Annotated in this window: 15 protein-coding genes; 5 read left to right on the forward strand and 10 right to left on the reverse strand. The window is 71.4% G+C overall.

The features are described from left to right. Window positions 1–209: 209 nt before the first annotated feature. Window positions 210–668 carry a hypothetical protein gene (locus VFW71_07210; GenBank protein HEU5002548.1) on the reverse strand — a complete coding sequence of 153 codons (459 nt, stop codon included), beginning with the start codon at window positions 666–668 and terminating at the stop codon, window positions 210–212. A 468-nt stretch (window positions 669–1,136) separates the two neighbouring features. Between VFW71_07210 and VFW71_07215 the strand changes: the two genes are divergently transcribed. The 3 genes from VFW71_07215 to VFW71_07225 all read left to right on the forward strand — a co-directional run bounded on the left by VFW71_07215 (window position 1,137) and on the right by VFW71_07225 (window position 3,767). After that, window positions 1,137–1,274, forward strand: a complete 138-nt coding sequence (locus tag VFW71_07215; protein HEU5002549.1) for a hypothetical protein — start codon at window positions 1,137–1,139, stop codon at window positions 1,272–1,274. A 1,277-nt stretch (window positions 1,275–2,551) separates the two neighbouring features. Further along, window positions 2,552–3,253, forward strand: coding sequence for a ParA family protein (locus tag VFW71_07220; protein ID HEU5002550.1), 702 nt, complete (start codon window positions 2,552–2,554; stop codon window positions 3,251–3,253). Window positions 3,254–3,584: 331 nt separating this feature from the next. After that, complete coding sequence (locus VFW71_07225; protein ID HEU5002551.1) at window positions 3,585–3,767, forward strand: hypothetical protein; 183 nt, start codon at window positions 3,585–3,587, stop codon at window positions 3,765–3,767. Between the two features lie 24 nt (window positions 3,768–3,791). On the opposite strand, the gene VFW71_07230 is transcribed toward VFW71_07225, so the two are convergent. The 8 genes from VFW71_07230 to VFW71_07265 all read right to left on the reverse strand — a co-directional run bounded on the left by VFW71_07230 (window position 3,792) and on the right by VFW71_07265 (window position 9,954). Then, complete coding sequence (locus VFW71_07230) at window positions 3,792–4,694, reverse strand: bifunctional DNA primase/polymerase (GenBank protein HEU5002552.1); 903 nt, start codon at window positions 4,692–4,694, stop codon at window positions 3,792–3,794. Next, window positions 4,691–4,924 carry a hypothetical protein gene (locus tag VFW71_07235; protein HEU5002553.1) on the reverse strand — a complete coding sequence of 78 codons (234 nt, stop codon included), beginning with the start codon at window positions 4,922–4,924 and terminating at the stop codon, window positions 4,691–4,693. Before VFW71_07235 ends, VFW71_07230 begins: the two co-directional genes overlap by 4 nt. Continuing rightward, window positions 4,921–6,180: a hypothetical protein gene (locus VFW71_07240; GenBank protein ID HEU5002554.1), complete on the reverse strand. Its 1,260-nt coding sequence runs from the start codon at window positions 6,178–6,180 to the stop codon at window positions 4,921–4,923. Before VFW71_07240 ends, VFW71_07235 begins: the two co-directional genes overlap by 4 nt. Before the next feature lie 593 nt (window positions 6,181–6,773). After that, entirely contained in the window at window positions 6,774–8,171 is a 1,398-nt protein-coding gene (locus VFW71_07245; GenBank protein HEU5002555.1) for a ParB/RepB/Spo0J family partition protein, read from the reverse strand. Between the two features lie 20 nt (window positions 8,172–8,191). Then, complete coding sequence (locus VFW71_07250; GenBank protein ID HEU5002556.1) at window positions 8,192–8,449, reverse strand: hypothetical protein; 258 nt, start codon at window positions 8,447–8,449, stop codon at window positions 8,192–8,194. A 2-nt stretch (window positions 8,450–8,451) separates the two neighbouring features. Continuing rightward, window positions 8,452–8,757 (reverse strand): hypothetical protein, encoded by a 306-nt coding sequence (locus VFW71_07255; protein ID HEU5002557.1) that lies wholly within the window; start codon window positions 8,755–8,757, stop codon window positions 8,452–8,454. Next, complete coding sequence (locus VFW71_07260; GenBank protein HEU5002558.1) at window positions 8,754–8,978, reverse strand: hypothetical protein; 225 nt, start codon at window positions 8,976–8,978, stop codon at window positions 8,754–8,756. The genes VFW71_07255 and VFW71_07260 overlap by 4 nt, the downstream gene beginning before the upstream one ends. A gap of 775 nt (window positions 8,979–9,753) precedes the next feature. Continuing rightward, complete coding sequence (locus tag VFW71_07265) at window positions 9,754–9,954, reverse strand: hypothetical protein (protein ID HEU5002559.1); 201 nt, start codon at window positions 9,952–9,954, stop codon at window positions 9,754–9,756. Between the two features lie 438 nt (window positions 9,955–10,392). Here VFW71_07265 and VFW71_07270 point away from each other — a divergent pair, with 438 nt between their 5' ends. Further along, the gene (locus tag VFW71_07270) at window positions 10,393–10,830 is read left to right on the forward strand and encodes a hypothetical protein (GenBank protein ID HEU5002560.1); all 438 of its coding nucleotides are present in this window, start codon (window positions 10,393–10,395) and stop codon (window positions 10,828–10,830) included. On the opposite strand, the gene VFW71_07275 is transcribed toward VFW71_07270, so the two are convergent. Then, on the reverse strand, window positions 10,827–10,967 hold the full coding sequence (locus VFW71_07275; GenBank protein ID HEU5002561.1) for a hypothetical protein: 141 nt from the start codon (window positions 10,965–10,967) through the stop codon (window positions 10,827–10,829). The two genes, VFW71_07270 and VFW71_07275, sit on opposite strands and share 4 nt — an antisense overlap. Before the next feature lie 174 nt (window positions 10,968–11,141). Between VFW71_07275 and VFW71_07280 the strand changes: the two genes are divergently transcribed. Next, window positions 11,142–15,806 (forward strand): SNF2-related protein, encoded by a 4,665-nt coding sequence (locus VFW71_07280; GenBank protein ID HEU5002562.1) that lies wholly within the window; start codon window positions 11,142–11,144, stop codon window positions 15,804–15,806. Window positions 15,807–15,864: the final 58 nt, after the last annotated feature.

Here is a 15,864-nt window from a genome sequence, read left to right on the forward strand (position 1 = left end):
GTCTCGGCCAGCCCCCCGGTCGTTTCCGCGACGCGGGGGGCATTTCGTCGCGGCAGCTTACACCCGTGTGATCCGCTTCGCCAACGCCAAATGTCACGAGCCCGTCGCCGGAACCCGGAGGAAGCCGACGATACCACCCAGGAACTACCACCATCCGGTTGCCTCCCTCCGTTCCCCTCTTCCGTCCACTTTGGATAGTGCCTCCGGCCCTACTCCCCTATCGGCTCGGCCTCCAGAGCCCTCCCGCGGGTGAGCCAGCGGGCGAGGAGTTCCTCTCGCCGGCGGTCGACCAGTTCCTCGCCCAGCTGCCGCTGCGCTCGATTCGCCGACTCCTGCATAGCCAGCGCCTCTTGCCGGGAGTCAACCTCGGCGAGCGGCTCACGGCCGTGCCCCGTCTCCATCTCCATCTCCGGCAGAGCACCGAGCAGCGACCGCACCAACTCCCGGGCCGCACCCTCCGGAATCCCCCGGGCCTGCCTGGGCGGGAGATCGACGTGTTGCCCCTCGAGGATGGCTCGCAGTCGCAGCGGCGAACACCGCCCCACCTTGCCAACGACGGCGCGCACGTCCCCCGGTTGGAACTCGCCGGCGAGCAGCGCCCTAGTGACCGACCGGATCTGGCCCATCACGCGCTCACCCGGTTCCGCCCCGGCGCTGGCGGCCTCCACCGCCGCCCGCATCGCCCCGTACTCGGCCGCCGGCCAGATCGGAAGACTCTTAGCCCCAGAACCAACACCACCACCAACACCACGACCCACGGTTGTGCTTGTAGGTCCGGTGCGCGAGACCCGAGTCCTGCGCGGTCTTGCCTTGCCGTTGGCTTTCGGGTCGTTGCGAGATGTTGGTTCTGCCCGCCGCTGGGGAGCCGGGCGGGTCGGGGTCGCAGTCGGCTCTTCTTTCGGTGCGCTTTTGGGGTTGGGGGGTGGTGTGGGAGCGGAGGCTGGGGGTGTGGCACGCGGTGTTAATGATTCTTCTTCTACGGTAAGACTTAATTCTAAAGGCAAAGGCGCGCGATCAGAAGTTGCCTTCATGATGTCGCGATTTGCCGGCAAGGGACCAGCCGGGGCCTGGGGCCGCTGCGCAGGGCGCCCCTGGCACAGGCGTTGGGGCACCTCGATCCGCCAGACGCTCCCCCAGTGGTTCTTGCGGCCGATGCCAAGCCGCGTCAGCCAGCCGGCGGCCTGCAGTTCCCGGATGCGCTCGCCCACCGTGCCTGCGCTCTGCAGGCCGACCAGGGCGCCAAGGCGTTCCAGGGTCTCCTCGACCTCAAGTGAGCATCGGTCCTGCGCCAGCCCAATCAGCGCTTCCAGGAGCCGGCGCCGAGTAGCGCCAGCCTTTCCGCTCCACAGGGAGTCGTCGAGAACGATCTGGCGCTCCACGTGGGCCAGAGCGGCCCGCAGCTCGGCCCGTGGCCACGCTCGCTCCCGGCGCCGGTCAAGAGCCAACAGCGAGACGAGATCGGGTCGGCACCCATCCCGGGTTGGACGTACAGGTGTCTGGTCTTCCGCGCTGCCGCGGGGTAAAATGGCGAACGTCAAGACAACCTCCAGGCAGAGGGGTCGAGGCACTTGGCTTGCGGTCCTGGCAGACCGGAAGCCAGCTAGGTTGGATTTTTGGTTAGAGGGGTCGTCTCACCAGAGGCGGCCCCTTTGCCGTTGGCCGCTTCTTCTCATGCCGGCGTCCTTTCCCCCCGAAGCGCTTTGAGCGCGCTCAAGGGCTGGTGGGGAGTTACACGGCTGTAGTTTATGCGCGCGCGCAAGAACGCCCGTGTCGGGGTGCCTACGGACGACCGCGGCGTTTCCCCATGGCGCAACGGGTCTTTTGGGCCGGCGCAGGCACCGAACTCTCACGCTCAACTGGAGAGTTGGGCATCGGTCGAGGTAGTTGCTTCCGCGCTTCAGAGGCGCTATTCTGCGCACTGGTTAATACCGCTTCCTTCAGTTCAGGGGCCGTACCCGCTGCCAGCCAAAGCCTTGGGTGCGGCCCTTTCCTTTGGGGACGTCCTGCCCCCCGGTCTCCCCCCTACGCGACTCGAATCCCGCTGGCAGAGTCCTTCTCCAGCTTCTCGGTGAGGGCTTCGATGACGAGCTTCGAAATCGGGATGCCGCGTCGGTCCGCCGCAACACGGGTGGCCTCGTGCAACTCGGGTGGGACGCGAGCTGTCAGTTCCGTCCGTGGTCCAATCCGGGGTCTGCCCATCGTTGGAGCCCTTCCTTTCTGCGGGAGTTACAACGATGTAAGTCTCAACGCGCGCCACCATACTCCCCCGCTGCCCTGAAGTGGTGGATTTTTACGCGCACGTGGGAATGCCCGCCCCCTGCGGCCTCCGGCGGGTCCTCCCAGCGCAGGAGTTGCGCGCCGGTTGCGCGCTGTACAGATGTAAAGCTGTATTGCAAGCTGGCGGTCTTGCAAGCTGTATTGGTGGGGGAGCCTTTACCTGACCCCCCCGCGTAGCTCCTTGCAAGCTGTACAGCTGTATGCGAGTATGGCCGCCATGCCAGCCGTACAGCCAGCCAGCCCTACAGCAAGCGCTACAGCCATACTGCTGGCTGTGGCCGCTGACAAGGGCGGCATCGGAAAGACGACCACGGCCTTCGAGCTCGCCGCCGCAATGGATGCGCTCGCCGTCGACTTCGATTGGAGCCACGGAGGCCTCACTCGGATGTGGGGCTACGACCCACTCGCACATCGCGGGGCGCGCCTCCTCGACGCCCTGGAGTCCGGGCGCGTGCCGCGCCCCCTCCGGGCGGCTCGCCGGCCTGCCTTGGTGCCGTCGCATCCGGACCTCGGCGCCACCTCCCTCAGTGCGGCCGTCGTGGCCGACTCGTTGGAGGCCTGGGCGGTGGAGTGGGGGAGGGAGTTCCGCTACGCCGTTGTCGACACCCACCCCGGAGCCAACGAGCTCACCGACGGGGCCATGCAAGCTGCACGCCTGGTCCTGGTCCCGGTGGTCCTGGCAACCCGAGAAATGGACGCCCTGGAGGGGATGCTGGGCGACTACACCGACTACAACCTCCTGCTGGTGCCCACCAAGGTTCCCCGCCAGCCACCCCGGCGTCTCTACGAGCGGCTGGCGGCGGCAGCCCGTGACGCCTCCGTGCCGGTTGCCCCTCCCATCTCTCACTACCCCGGGATCCCGAGGCGGGTCCGGCGGGCGGCCATGACACTGGAACCCAGCCCTGGCGCCTGGGTGGAAGCCGCCGCGGCCGAATACCGAAAGCTCGCTGCGACCGTGGAGGCGATCTGTGGCTGAAATCGAAGATGGGCTAGCAGCGCTCGGCCAGCGGGTCCAGCGCAAGACCCGGGCGGTGCCGCCGCCCCGTCACGCCCGCGTCCCAGCAATCGGTCCGCAACCTTCCGACACGACGGACCAACCCGCCCCGCTTGGCCCGGACGCGACACCGGGGGAGTCCGGAGGCGTCGACCTGCCGGCGCAGGCCCCTGCCGCGCCGATACCGGTCCCGGCCGATGAGGCCCCCGCCGTTCGAACACCCCGCCCCGCCCGTCCTCCTGCGTCGGGGCCGCCCGCCGTCGAGCCTCTGGGCTGGCTGCCCTCGGCGAGCGAGCCGAAGAAGAGCGTCACCATGCAGCTGCGGGTCTCGCTGGCCCAGCGGCTGGAGGACCTCGTCGTGGACCTTCGCCGCAAGCACGGTCTCCGAACGTCCCAAGTCGAGCTCGTCGAACTCCTGGTCTCAACCTTGCCGGCGAATCCCGACCTGGCGCTCGCCGCTCGAGTCCGCGAGTTCCAAACCCGAGCGCCGCGGTAGGCGAGGGCGTTCTCCGGGGGGGCTCTACGGTCGGCGCAACCGGTGGGGGGCGACCCTGGGCAGTTGCGCTCCCCGCCCCAGCCCGCTGGCGATCGTCCGGGCGATCTCGGCTGGGTGCAGCCCGATTCCGAGGCCCGCCTGCGTCAGCTGCTCTTCGACTGTGCTGCGGTCCAGCTCGCCGCCGGCGACGAGCATGCCGAGGCTGAACGCAGCCTGATTCAGACGACTGTTCTCGCCGTGCTCGGTGGCACTCAGCTCTTGGAGTTCCCGCCGGAGGGCCGCGAGCCCGTAACCGGTGTTGCCGCCCGGGCCCATCGATACCGCCGGTATCGGCACCGGGGCCGGCCGGGGGGCCTCGCGCAGCCAGTTCGGAGCCGGGGCCGGGGGGGTGGTCGCGTCCACCCACCGGTAGGTCCGCCCCGAGACGTGGCGGCTGGGCGCCACGACGATGGCACCGCCGTCGGCTCGCAGGTCGACGTGGGGGAGGGGATCGGCGAACCCGTGCAGCTTGCCCACCGTGTTGCCCATCCACCCGCCGGGGTGGACGTACACCAGGTGGCGGCCCCCGCCGCCGGTCAGGGCCTCGAGGGTCGCAGGAAGGGGCCCCAGAGCCCTCATCACGAGCTCGAGAGACGCGGAACCCCCCGGCTCGTCGACGTCGATCACCACGATTCCCGAGGCCGCGCCCGTCGCTACGGCGATGTTGGCTGCCGGCCACCGGCCCCACCAGCCAGCCACCACGCCGACCTCCGTCGTGGCCTCGTGCAGCCCCCGGGCCACCAGCGGGTGCTTGCCCGGCCGCGGGCAGTCCGCCCGCCGGCATCCGCACTCGCCGTTTGCCCGGATCCCGAACAGGGGGAACACCGCCCAGCCGGCCCGGGCGTAGTCGAGCGCCGCCTCGCGCAGGCTTTCGCCGGCGGCGCTCACTCGGGTTCCTCCTCGGCGCGGGGGAGTGGGTAGGCGAGGCGCTCGGCCCGGTCCAGGTGCCGGGCTGCGGCGAGCAAGCTCTGCCGGATGGCGCCGAGGTCCCCCCCGGTCCCGGGATCCTGGCGCACGTCCGCCGGCAGCCGGTCGCACGCCGCCAGCGCGGCCGCCAGGGCCGATCCGGCCGCCTGGACGTGGCCGCACACCTCGGAAAACGGATCCCCTTCGCTCATGCGGGCTCACCTCCGGTCTTGGGTCGCCGGGGACCCCTGGCCGGCGCCTTCCTCGTCGGCCTCCCCGCGGCAGCCTCCGGCGGAGGACCGCCCGTCAGTGCCTGCAGGCGTCGCTCGGCGTCCAGTCGCCCAGCCTCGGCTGCGGCCTGCGCCCGCTCGGCGTCCGCCGCCGTCTTCTCGGCCGCCCGAGCCGCCGCGACCGCCGCCCGCTCCGCCTGCCGGGCCTCCTCGGCCCGCCGCTCCGCCTCGGCCCGCCCGGATTCAGCTGCCGCCCGGGCCCGCTCTGCGTCCCCACGGGCCGCCTCCGAGGCCTCGGCCCGGCCCCGGTGGGCCTCGGCCGTCTCCCGTGCGGTGACGAGCAGCTGCTCCACCGAGCGGGCTCGTTCCTCGGCGAGCTCCGCCGCCCCCCGCGCCTGCGCCGTGGCCGACTCAGCGGCGAGCGCCCGGCGCTCCGAGGCCTCCGCCGCCTGCTCGTGCTCCCGCCGGGCCGCCTCCGACGCCCGGAGGGCCTCTGTGGCCTCCTGAGCCGCCCGTTCTGCCCGTTGCTGGCCTGCAGCGGCCCGTTCGGCCTGGCGGCTCATTTCGTCCCGCTCACGGGCCGCGGCGGCTGCCTCGGCCTCGGCCTCGGCCTCGGCGGCCACGGCGGCGTCACGCTCGGCGACGGCCACCTCCTGGCGCCGCTCCGCCTCCGCAGCCCGGTCGCCGGCCTCGCCGGCCAGCCGGATCGCCTCGGCCGCCCTGGCGGCTTCGGCCTCCGCGCCGGCCCGCGCCACGGCAAGATCCGCACCCATCACCTCCGTCGCCTCGCTCGCGGTCTCCAGGTCGTCCTCTGCCTGGATGCGCCGGCGCTGCTCCATCGCCATCCGGCTGTCCGCCTCGGCGATCCGGGCCTGCGCCTCCGCCTGGACCGCCGCCAGCTGTGCCTCCACCGCCTCGGCGTTGCCGACGAGCGCCAGGTCGACGGCCGCCCGCTCCACCAGCTGGCGCAGCTCGCCCAGCAGACGCTGGAACCGGTCGCCTTGCTCACGGATGCGCAAGACGGCCATGCTCACCGGCCGGTCCAGGTCGACCTCGAGGACCTCCTCCGGTGACACCGCCGCCCGCTGGGCCTGGCGGGCCCGGAACGCAGTGGCGGCGTTGTGCTCGGCGTCGTCGCAGTACTTGGAGCGCCCGCCGGTGGCCGGCGGGGGAGCGGCCGGCCGCACACACCCCGGATAGGCGCAGATCGTGGTGGTTGCCGCGGGATCTTCGGGCATTGCGGGCCTCCTCCGGTCGGGATCGGGTTGATCCTACCACGTTCGTTCATCATAAACGGACGAATGAACGAATGATTGAATGAACGAATGAACGTCAGCCCAGGGGCGCGTCCGCCGGGGGCGCCGGCGCCACGTACCCCGGGCAGGCGCACAGGCCCCCGGCACGGGCATTCCTCCGCCGGAAGGACGGCGAAGCCCTGGCTGTGGACCCCCCAGGCGTGCCCGCACTGCCCACACGGCGGGTGGTGCAGCGAGTCGTGACGGTTGGCGCTCATCTCCTCTGCGTTGCGGAACCGTCGGTGGCCCATGAAGTGACCGTCCGCGTCCCGGGAGTCCCGGGGACAGCCGATCCAGCCGAGGTCGTGGTTGATGGTCATCCCGTAGACGAACGTGAACTCGCCGCAGCGCCCGCAGCGCACCTGAGGCAACCCCCGCCGAGGTCGGGGGACAGGGCAGGCCGGTGCAGCAGTCCAGGTGGATGGCCCTCCGCCAGCTGGCGTGCTCGGCGACCCGGGCCGCCAGGGCGGCAGCCGCTGCCTCCGCGGCCTCCACCTCGCCGAAGAGGTCGTACTAGCGGCCGCCCTCCGTCCCGGTCACCGGGGCGCCTTGCCCTTCAGCTCCAACCGCTCGGCCAACGACACGCCGTACCCGCAGCGCTCCAGGTAGGCGAAGTGGGCCCCGGCGGCCCGGAAGCTCGGGTAGTCGCTGCGCAGCGGGTCCTCGGCGATGCCGAGCGCCAGCGCCAGCCCCGCCCGGGTAAGGAACTCCGCCCCCTGGGCGGCGTAGTCCGCGAGGCCCTTCTTGGCGTCGGGTCCGTACGGGCCCTTGGGGACCTCTACCCCGAGCAGCTCGCAAGCGCGCCGCGCTGCCCGGTCGTTGCTCTGTTCCTCCAGCAGCGCGCCCACCAGCCGCTCGACGACGTCGCCCTGGTGGATCCGGCCCCCCACCAGCTTCTCCATGAAGGCGATGCGCTCCGCCTCGGCCGCCCGCCGGTCCTTGTTGTGCTGGCGCTTCTTGCGGGCCTCCTCCTTCTGGTCCTCATTGCGGCTGGCCACCCCTCGCAGCAGACCGCCCTCCTTCGCTTCCTCCGGGTGCCGGTGGAAGTCGGAGCAGATCGCGACCAACGACCCCCGCCGGGGGTCGATCGTGACGGCGTGACACGGTTCGCCGGCGTGGGTCGCCTCGCTGATGCTGAGGCCCTGCCAGCTGGTGCCGAGCCGGGCCGCCGCTCCCGGGAGCTTCCACCCGCCCCACTGGTCGGGGACCATCGCCAGGTACGGCACCGCTCCGGCCTCGGCCTGGGCCACCATCTCGGCGAAGGCCTCCTGGCGCTTTTGGTCCTGCAGCTGCGCCTCGACCGCCCGGCGGATGTCCCAGGCGCCCCGACTCGTCCCCTCGGCGAGCGCGGATGCCAGCCGCTCTGGGTGCTCCTTGAGCTTGGTCAACTCCACCGCGTCCTCGATGCTGATACCGCCGGTATCAAGCGCGGCCGTCGCCTCGACCGGGAGCTCCAGGAGCGCCAGCCGCCGGGAGATGTGCGCCTGGGACCGCCCCACCCGCCCGGCGAGGCGCCGCTGGCTGTAGCCACACCGATCGACGAGCGCCCGGTACGCCCCCGCCTCCTCCAGGGCGGAAAGCCCCTCACGGGCAAGGTTCTCAATAGCCATAGCCTCCAGCCGCTCCGCCTCGGTGAACCCCCGGACGATCGCCGGCACCACAGTGAGCCCCGCCACCCGGGCCGCCGCCAGCCGCCGGTGCCCCACCACGACCAGGTAGCGGCCGTCCTCACGGGCCATGACCACCAGAGGTTGCAGGATCCCCGCGGTCCGGATCGAGGCCGCCAGCTCGGCGAGGTCGCCCACCTCGCGCCGGGGGTTGTCCTCGGCGGGGACCAGCTGCTCAAGGCGGAGGGACACGATCTCCCCCGACCCCGGGTCGCTCACCGGGGCGATGCCGTCCTGCTCGGCCTGCTCGGCCGCTCGCTTGCTCATCAGGGCCTCCCTTCGTGCGCTCATTGGGCCTGGGCGCTCCGGCCGGCCTGCCGGGCGCCGTCGAGCTGCTGGTCGTGGCAGGAGTACAGCCCCCGGGCCCGGGCCTCCCGCGGGCACCCCCGCCGGCCGCAGAGCGTCCCGGGCCACGAGCGCGGGCCGCCACCGAGCGGGTGCCCGAGGCGGTACCACCGTTGGAAGTAGCGGCGCCACCAGCCCCACGGCGCAACGGGCGCCCCGCAGCCCTCCACCCCGTCGGTGAGGGTGTGCTCTGGCTCCACGGCTACCGCCCTGCCCGGCCGTCGGCCCGATGCGCCGCCCGCCACCGCCGTTGGGCGGCTGCCAGCGCCGCGGTGGCCGGGGACAACCCCGACCACCGGTCGCACCGGCAAACGGCGAAGCTCCGCTCCTGCTCGCCTTTGCGCATCCCGACGTAGGCGGGCACTTGACCGCACTCGGAGCAGGGCGTTGATCCCTGCGCCACCCGCAGCTCCACCGCCGAGTTCCAGCACGGCACCCAGCCCTGCGCCAGCAGCGACTCCTCGTAGGCTTCCCACGACCCCCGGCTCCGGTACTCGTGAAGGGTCATCGGGCCACCCCGGCTGCGGCAGCGACATCGACGTCCTGCAGGTCGGCCAGGTGCAGGTCCAGGCAGGCGAGGGCCTCCTGGATGTGGGCCACCAGCTGCTCAATGCCGGTCAGTACCGTCACCGGCATACCGGGGTGGTGGTCGGCCGCGTTCGCGGTGGCGAAGGCCACCCCCTGAACCTCCGATCCGGCCCGGCGCACCCGCCCCCGGATCTCCTCCACATCCCGTTGTCGCTGGTGAGCCTCTGCATCGCCTTGCCCCTTTCTGCCGGTTTCCCGGAAGGTCTGGCGAGGTCGCCCTCGACCACCCGTTCCGGCAGGCCCTCGTGGCCTGCCGCGCTCAAACCAGGGGGTCAGGGGGGGAAGGGCTCCCGGCAAGCGATGGTGATTCGGACAGCTCCGGGCGACGCCGACGGGCTCGGTGCCGGGTGCATTTGGGGCGGGCTTGGGAGCTGTTCGAATCGACACCCCCGGAGGACTTTGCAAAAGAGCAAGCCCGCCGCTTCAGCGGCGCCCAAGAGCAAAGGTCCGGAGGGGGTTGCGCTTGCCGGGAACCACCCCTGACCCCCGAGGCTCGGGTGGTCGAGGGCGACCCACCCGCACGCAACGGCGGTGCCTGGCCGTTGCCTTTGGCGTGCCGCTGCCCAAAAAACGTGGGAAGTGTTGCTGGGTGCACGCGCCACAGATCGCGGTCGGCCTATCCCATGCGATTGCTGTCGGAGCCACAGGCCTGGGTGTGCCCCTTTGCGATCGGGGGACCGCTACCGGCGCTATCGGCCGGTCACGGCGCGCTGACCCCTTTGCCTCCACTGCGGAAGCGGAGGCAGTGCTCGGAGATCCCTATCCATGACCGCTGGTCTGCAGCTGAGGGTGCCCGTGCCTTATGGCGACGCAGGGGGAGGCGACGCGCCATCGAGAGCGGGTACAGGCGAGGCGGCCACGCATGACGTGCCCTCGCCACGATCAGCATGCGTGGCATGGAGTCCCTCACCTCCTGTCAGTTGGTGCAGTAGCCGAGGCGGTAGCGCTCCAGGTTGCCCTCGGTGTCGGCCAGGTCCACCAGGGCGTCGCTGAGGCGGAACCCGTTGGCTGGGGTGGTGACCGTGGTGTGGGGGAGCTTCCGGTACACGCCCTGGCGGAGCATCGCCTCGGTCTTGGCCCGGACGAAGCCGTGATCGGTGGTGGGCACACGTCCCATGGGGAGCCTCCTGTCGCTTCGAGAGCAGCCGCTCTGCTCTGATGCCGCAGAGCCCACGGGGTGGCCCCGGCGACGCGGTTGGTGTTGTCGACGGGGCCGGGTGGCCGGGGCGGGTCAACCGACGCCGCAGGCGCCCGGCGGTAAATGGGAGGGACCCGCCCCGCGGGGTTCTGGGGCGGGAGGTGCCCGTTTAAGGAGCCGGGTTGCGGTTGACGCGTCCCGGTTATCCCGTACGCTGGTCGCATCAGAGGAGAGCCGTGAAAACACTTGACGTGCGCGCGGAGGTGTGAACTTGCTGCCAGGAAGACGCAGGACGACGGGAGCGAGATGAGGAGCCGCCAGTGGTCCGCAAGAAGGGTCCCGCGCACGATCGTGGCCAGCTGTCGCTCGAGGACTTCCTCAGCAGCGATGATGGGGCCTTCACTGAGGAGGCCGCTGGTGAGCGCGCAGGATCTGACGCCCGAGGAGCTGGGTCGGCTGGGCCCGCTCGGAGCTCGCGCCCTGAGCTACGTCCGGGACCATTGCCCAATGGCCTTCGCCACGATCCAGGACCCGGTGGGCTTCTTCGTGACCTTGGGGGAGGAGATCAGCGATCAGGTCCTGGTGACGGAGCAGGCGCTCCGGCCGGCGCCTGGGCCGGGGGAGGACTGGGGGACGGCGCTGGGGGAGATCCGCATGACGCACCTGGCGGCCGAGAGCCGGGTATTCCAGGAGATGGTCTTCGACCGCTGGCCGGCGGAGGACGACAGCCAGGACCTCATCCCGGATCCGGCCGACCCCGCCTACAACCGCTACCTGAGCCAGCTCGCGGATCTGCGGGCAGCCGAGCGGGAGGCCCGGGCGGCGATGGAGCAGGCGGACACCGAGGAGACCTAACCGCCTTCCGGCCGGGCGGCCAGGCCGATCTGGCCCCCTCCGGCGTCGTCGCCAAGGCCCAGGCCAACCTCGCTGCGCTGGAGGTCCTGGGACAGCTCCGGGCAGAGAGCCGTCCCGCCACACCCGACGAGCAGCACGTCCTGGCCCGCTGGTCAGGGTGGGGGGCGATCCCCAAGATCTTCGACGAGGCCGATGAGCGCTGGGCGACGCTCCGGGAGCAGCTGCGGCAACACCTCGACGGCGCCGCCTGGGATGCCGCCCGGCGCACGACGCTGAACGCCCACTACACCCCGGCGGCAATCGTGACCCAGATGTGGGGCGCGGTGCGCGATCTCGGCTTCGAGGGTGGGCGGGTCCTGGAGCCGGGATGTGGCAGCGGTAACTTCATCGGGCTGGCGCCGTCCGATCTGGCGCTGGAGATGGTGGGTGTCGAGCTCGACCCGACCACGGCCGCCATCGCCGCCGCCCTGTATCCGCGGGCCTCGATCCGGGCGGAGGGCTTTGAACAGACCCGCCTTCCTGACGGCTCCTTCGACCTGGTGGTGGGCAACGTCCCCTTCGCCCGGGTGGTCCTCCACGACTTGAGCCACAACCGGGGACGGCACTCGTTGCACAACCACTTCATCATCAAGTCCCTCCACTTGAGCCACCCCGGAGCGCTGGTCGCGGTGATCACCTCGCGGTTCACGATGGACGCCCGCAACCCGGCGGCGCGGCGGGAGATCAGCGAGCTGGCGGACCTCGTGGGCGCGGTCCGCCTCCCCGGCGGCGCGATGCAGGCCGCGGCGGGCACCGGGGCGGTCACGGACCTGTTGGTCCTGCGCCGCCGAGGTGTGGGGGAGCCCCCGGCGGGTGTGGCGTGGGAACGGACAGTCCCCCTCGAACTCGCCGACGGCCAGCTGAGCGTCAACCAGTACTTCGCCGAGCATCCCGCCCAAATCCTCGGTGAGCTTCGGGCGACGGGCGGCCAGTACAGCGAGCTGGACCTGCAGGTGGTGGCCGGCCCGGAGCCATTGGAGACGTCGTTGGCCGCTGCCCTCGCCGCCGTGGTGGGGGAGGGGAAGCGCCGCGCACTCACGTGGTCCCAGGCCCCGGATACGGAGGTGGACGGCGGCGACTTGGAGATCCTCCCTGTGGGGTCGGCCCACAAGGAGGGGAGCTTCCTGGTCCTGCCCTCGGGGGCGCTGGCGCGGGTGGTTCAAGGCGCCGCCCGCCCCTACGAAGCGAAACCCGCCCGTGATGCCGGCGAACTCCGCGGACTCATCCGCCTCCGCGACGCCATGGGCCAGGTCCTCGACCTGGAGGCGGCCGGGGCGGATGACGTTGCTTGTGCGACCGCCCGGGACGCGCTGAACCGGCGCTACGACGACTACCACTCCCGCTACGGCGCGCTGAACCGGTTCAAGCAGGTGCGGACCGGTCGGCTCGACCCGGTTTCCGGCGAGGCGCTTCTGCGCCGGGCCTTCCCGGGGATGGGGGGGTTCCGTCACGACCCGGACTACCGGTCGGTGCTGGCCCTGGAGATGTTCGACCCGGAGACGCAGCGGGCGGGGAAGGCGCCCGTGTTCTCCACCCGGGTCATCAATAGGCGGGAGCCTCGTCGCGGTGCCGACACCGCCCAGGACGCCCTGGCAATATCTCTCGACGAGCTCGGCCGAGTGGACCTCGGGGTCATCGCCTCCCTGCTGGGGACTGAGGTCGACTCCGCACGCAGCGAGCTCGGAGCCCTGGTGTGGGAGGACCCGGCCTCGTCGCAGGTGGTGACCGCGCAGGCGTACCTCTCGGGCGACGTCCGGGGCAAGCTCGCCGAGGCCGAGGCGGCTGCCGCCGGCGACCCCCGCTGGCAGCCAAACGTCGAGGCCCTGCGCGCCGTGGTCCCCGTCGACATCGGCCCCAGCGACATCGATGCCCGGCTGGGGGCGACTTGGATCCCGGCCGGCGACGTCGAGGCCTTCGCCGCCGATGTCCTGGCCTGCCCGTCGCTGCGAGCGGAGTACTCGGCAGCAGCCGCCACCTGGGCGGTGAAGCTAGACAACCTGTCGGAGCGCCACAGCATCACCGCCACGAGCCAGTGGGGGACCGCGCGGGCGGACGCCGTGCGCCTGCTCAGCCTCTCGCTGGAGCAGGCGCCGGTGGCGATCTACGACGAGGAGGAAATTGACGGCCGGGACGTCCGGGTCCTCAACACGGCCGAGACCCTCGCCGCCCGCGAGAAGCAGGAGGCGCTGGAACAGCGCTTCGCCGCCTGGGTCTGGGAGGACCCGGCCAGAGCCTCCCGGCTGGCGGCGGACTACAACCGGCGGTTCAACTCGGTCGTAGTCCCGCGCTACGACGGCGCCCACCTGAGCATGCCCGGCCTGGCTGCCACCTTCTCCCCCCACGGCCACCAGCGCGACGCGGTGTGGCGGATCCTCTCCGAGCCCACTGTCCTGCTCGCCCACGACGTCGGCGCCGGCAAGACCGCCACCATGGCGATCGCCGCCGTCGAGCTCAAACGCCTCGGCCTGGTGAAGAAGCCGGCGATCGTGGTCCCCAACCATATGCTGGAGCAGGTCTCGCGGGAGTTCCTCCAGACCTATCCGATGGCCCGGGTGCTGGTGGCCGACCGGGATGAGATGTCCGCCGGCGGACGCAAGGAGTTCGCCGCCCGCTGTGCGACGGGGGAGTGGGACGCCGTTGTCATCACCCACTCGGCCTTCGGCCGGCTGCCCGTCAGCCAGGAGCTCCGCCGGGACTTCCTCTCCTCCAGGGTCGGCCAGTTGCGGTCGGAGATTGAGTCCGCCAAGGCCGGCAACGCCCCGACCGTGAAGCGTCTGGAAGCGGCGGTCGCCCGGATGGAGGAGCGCTACAAGCGGCTGATGGCCGAGGAGGGCAAAGACGACGGGGTGTGCTTCGAGCACACGGGGATCGACTATTTGCTGGTCGATGAGGCACACAGCTTCAAGAACAAGGAGTTTGCCACCCACGTCCAGGGGGTCGGGGGAGAGGGCTCCAACCGCGCCACCGACCTCGACCTCAAGCTCGCCTACCTCCGCCGGCACCACGGCGAGCGGGTGGCCACCTTCGCTACCGCAACCCCGATCGCCAACTCGATCTCGGAGATGTGGGTCATGCAGAGCTATCTCCAGCCGGGGATGTTGGCCCTGGCCGGGGTGGAGAGCTTCGACGCCTGGGCGGCCACCTTCGGCCGGACGGTCACCGGCCTAGAGCTGGCTCCGGACGGCGGCAGCTACCGGATCCACAGCCGATTCGCCCGCTTCGCCAACGTGCCCGAGCTGCTCACGATGTTTCGGGCCACCGCAGACGTGCGGGGTGCCAAGGACCTGGGTCTGGCCATCCCACGGCTCCGCGGCGGCGGGCCGCAGACCGTGGTGGTGCCCGCGTCCGAGGAGCTCCGGGACTACGTGGAGCAGTTGGTCGAGCGCGCCGAGGCGGTGCGCAACCGCCAGGTCCGCCCTGACGAGGACAACATGCTGAAGGTCGCCGGCGACGGGCGGAAGGCGGCCCTCGACCTACGCCTGGTCGACCGGCAGCCCGACCCGGCCGGCGGCAAGGTCGCCGCCTGCGCCGACCGGCTGGCAGCGTTGTACGAGGAGACCAAACAGCGGGTCTACGCAGGACCGACGGGTGAACCCTCGTCCCGCCCGGGCGCCCTACAGGTGGTCTTCTGCGACCTCGGGACGCCGCACGCTGGCGCCTGGAGCGTCTACGAGGAGCTCCGTGGCCAGCTGGTGCGCCGGGGCATCCCCGAAGCGTTGGTGCGCTTCGTGCACGAGGCCGGCGACGACCGGGCGAAGGCCGAGCTCTTCGCCGCCTGCCGGGACGGGCGGGTGGCCGTGCTCATCGGGTCCACCGAGAAGATGGGCGTCGGGACCAACGTGCAGCGGCGCCTCGTCGCCCTGCACCACCTGGACTGCCCATGGCGCCCAGCCGACATCGCCCAGCGGGAGGGGCGCGCCCTCCGCCAGGGCAACCAGAACGAGGAGGTCGGGATCTACCGCTACGCGACCGAGGCCAGCTTCGACGTCTACATGTGGCAAACTGTTGAGCGCAAAGCGGCGTTCATCCACCAGGTCATGGCCGGGGAGGTTGCCGGCCGGGAGCTCGAGGACATCGGCGACGTGGCGCTGTCCTACGCCGAGGTCAAAGCGCTGGCGACCGGCAACCCCCTGATCCTGGAGAAGGCCGGGGTGGACAACGAGGTGGCCCGCCTGCTGCGCCTGCGCCAGGCGCACGGCAAGGACCAGAGCCTCCTCCGCCGCAGCATCGAGGCGGCCCGGCGGGATATCCCCCGCTTCGAGGCACAGATCGCCCAGCTGGACGCCGCACTGCTTCGCCGGCGGGACACCGCCGGCGAGCGTTTCGTCATGCGGGTGGGCGGCACCGACTACCGTCGGCGGGCCGACGCCGGCGGCCACCTGATCCACGTCATGCAGCGCGAAGCCAAGCTGCCGACCACCGAATGGCCCGAGGAACCCCGGTGGGTGGCCAGCCTCGGCGGTCTCGACGTCGAGATCCGGCCGGCTTTCGCCCTCAGTGGCAGCGCCCAGGTCGTGGTGTCCATCGCCGACACTCCCTTGGACCGCATGTACGCCCTGGCCGCCGAGCTCCCGCAGCTCGATCCCATGGGCCTGGTCACCCGCTTGGAGAACAAGCTGCGCTCCTTGGAGGAGACCCGTGCAGCCCTTGAGATCCGGCTGGCCCGCTCCCGGAAGGACCTCGCCGACGCCGAGGGTCGCCTCGGACGCCCGTTCGATCAGCAGGAGCGCCTCGACACCCTGCGGCGCAAGCAGGCCGAGATCGAGGCGGCGTTGATACCGGCGGAATCAGACGCCGCCCAAGAGCGGGCGGCGACGCCGGGGCCGGCGGCCGAGTCGCATCCCGCGCTAGGATTTCCACCGTCCGTGCACTACTCTGTACCTGGTGGAGCGCTCGGGGCAGGACCACCCGGCCCGGGCACAGCGTTCGGCCGGTGAAGTCAGTAGTGATTCTGCCAACCAATCCCGCGGATTCCCCGGGGGCTTGCTGGCCCTT

The sequence above is a fragment of the Actinomycetota bacterium genome, from assembly GCA_035765775.1.
GTDB lineage: Bacteria > Actinomycetota > CADDZG01 > JAHWKV01 > JAOPZY01 > DASTWV01.

Excerpts from the sequence above, each read along its gene's own strand:
- VFW71_07245 (HEU5002555.1), bottom strand. The coding sequence starts at position 8,171 with ATGAGCAAGCGAGCGGCCGAGCAGGCCGAGCAGGACGGCATCGCCCCG.
- VFW71_07265 (HEU5002559.1), bottom strand. The coding sequence starts at position 9,954 with ATGGGACGTGTGCCCACCACCGATCACGGCTTCGTCCGGGCCAAGACC.
- VFW71_07235 (HEU5002553.1), bottom strand. The coding sequence starts at position 4,924 with ATGAGCGAAGGGGATCCGTTTTCCGAGGTGTGCGGCCACGTCCAGGCG.
- VFW71_07255 (HEU5002557.1), bottom strand. The coding sequence starts at position 8,757 with ATGACCCTTCACGAGTACCGGAGCCGGGGGTCGTGGGAAGCCTACGAG.
- VFW71_07280 (HEU5002562.1), top strand. The coding sequence starts at position 11,142 with ATGTGGGGCGCGGTGCGCGATCTCGGCTTCGAGGGTGGGCGGGTCCTG.
- VFW71_07225 (HEU5002551.1), top strand. The coding sequence starts at position 3,585 with ATGCAGCTGCGGGTCTCGCTGGCCCAGCGGCTGGAGGACCTCGTCGTG.
- VFW71_07240 (HEU5002554.1), bottom strand. The coding sequence starts at position 6,180 with ATGCCCGAAGATCCCGCGGCAACCACCACGATCTGCGCCTATCCGGGG.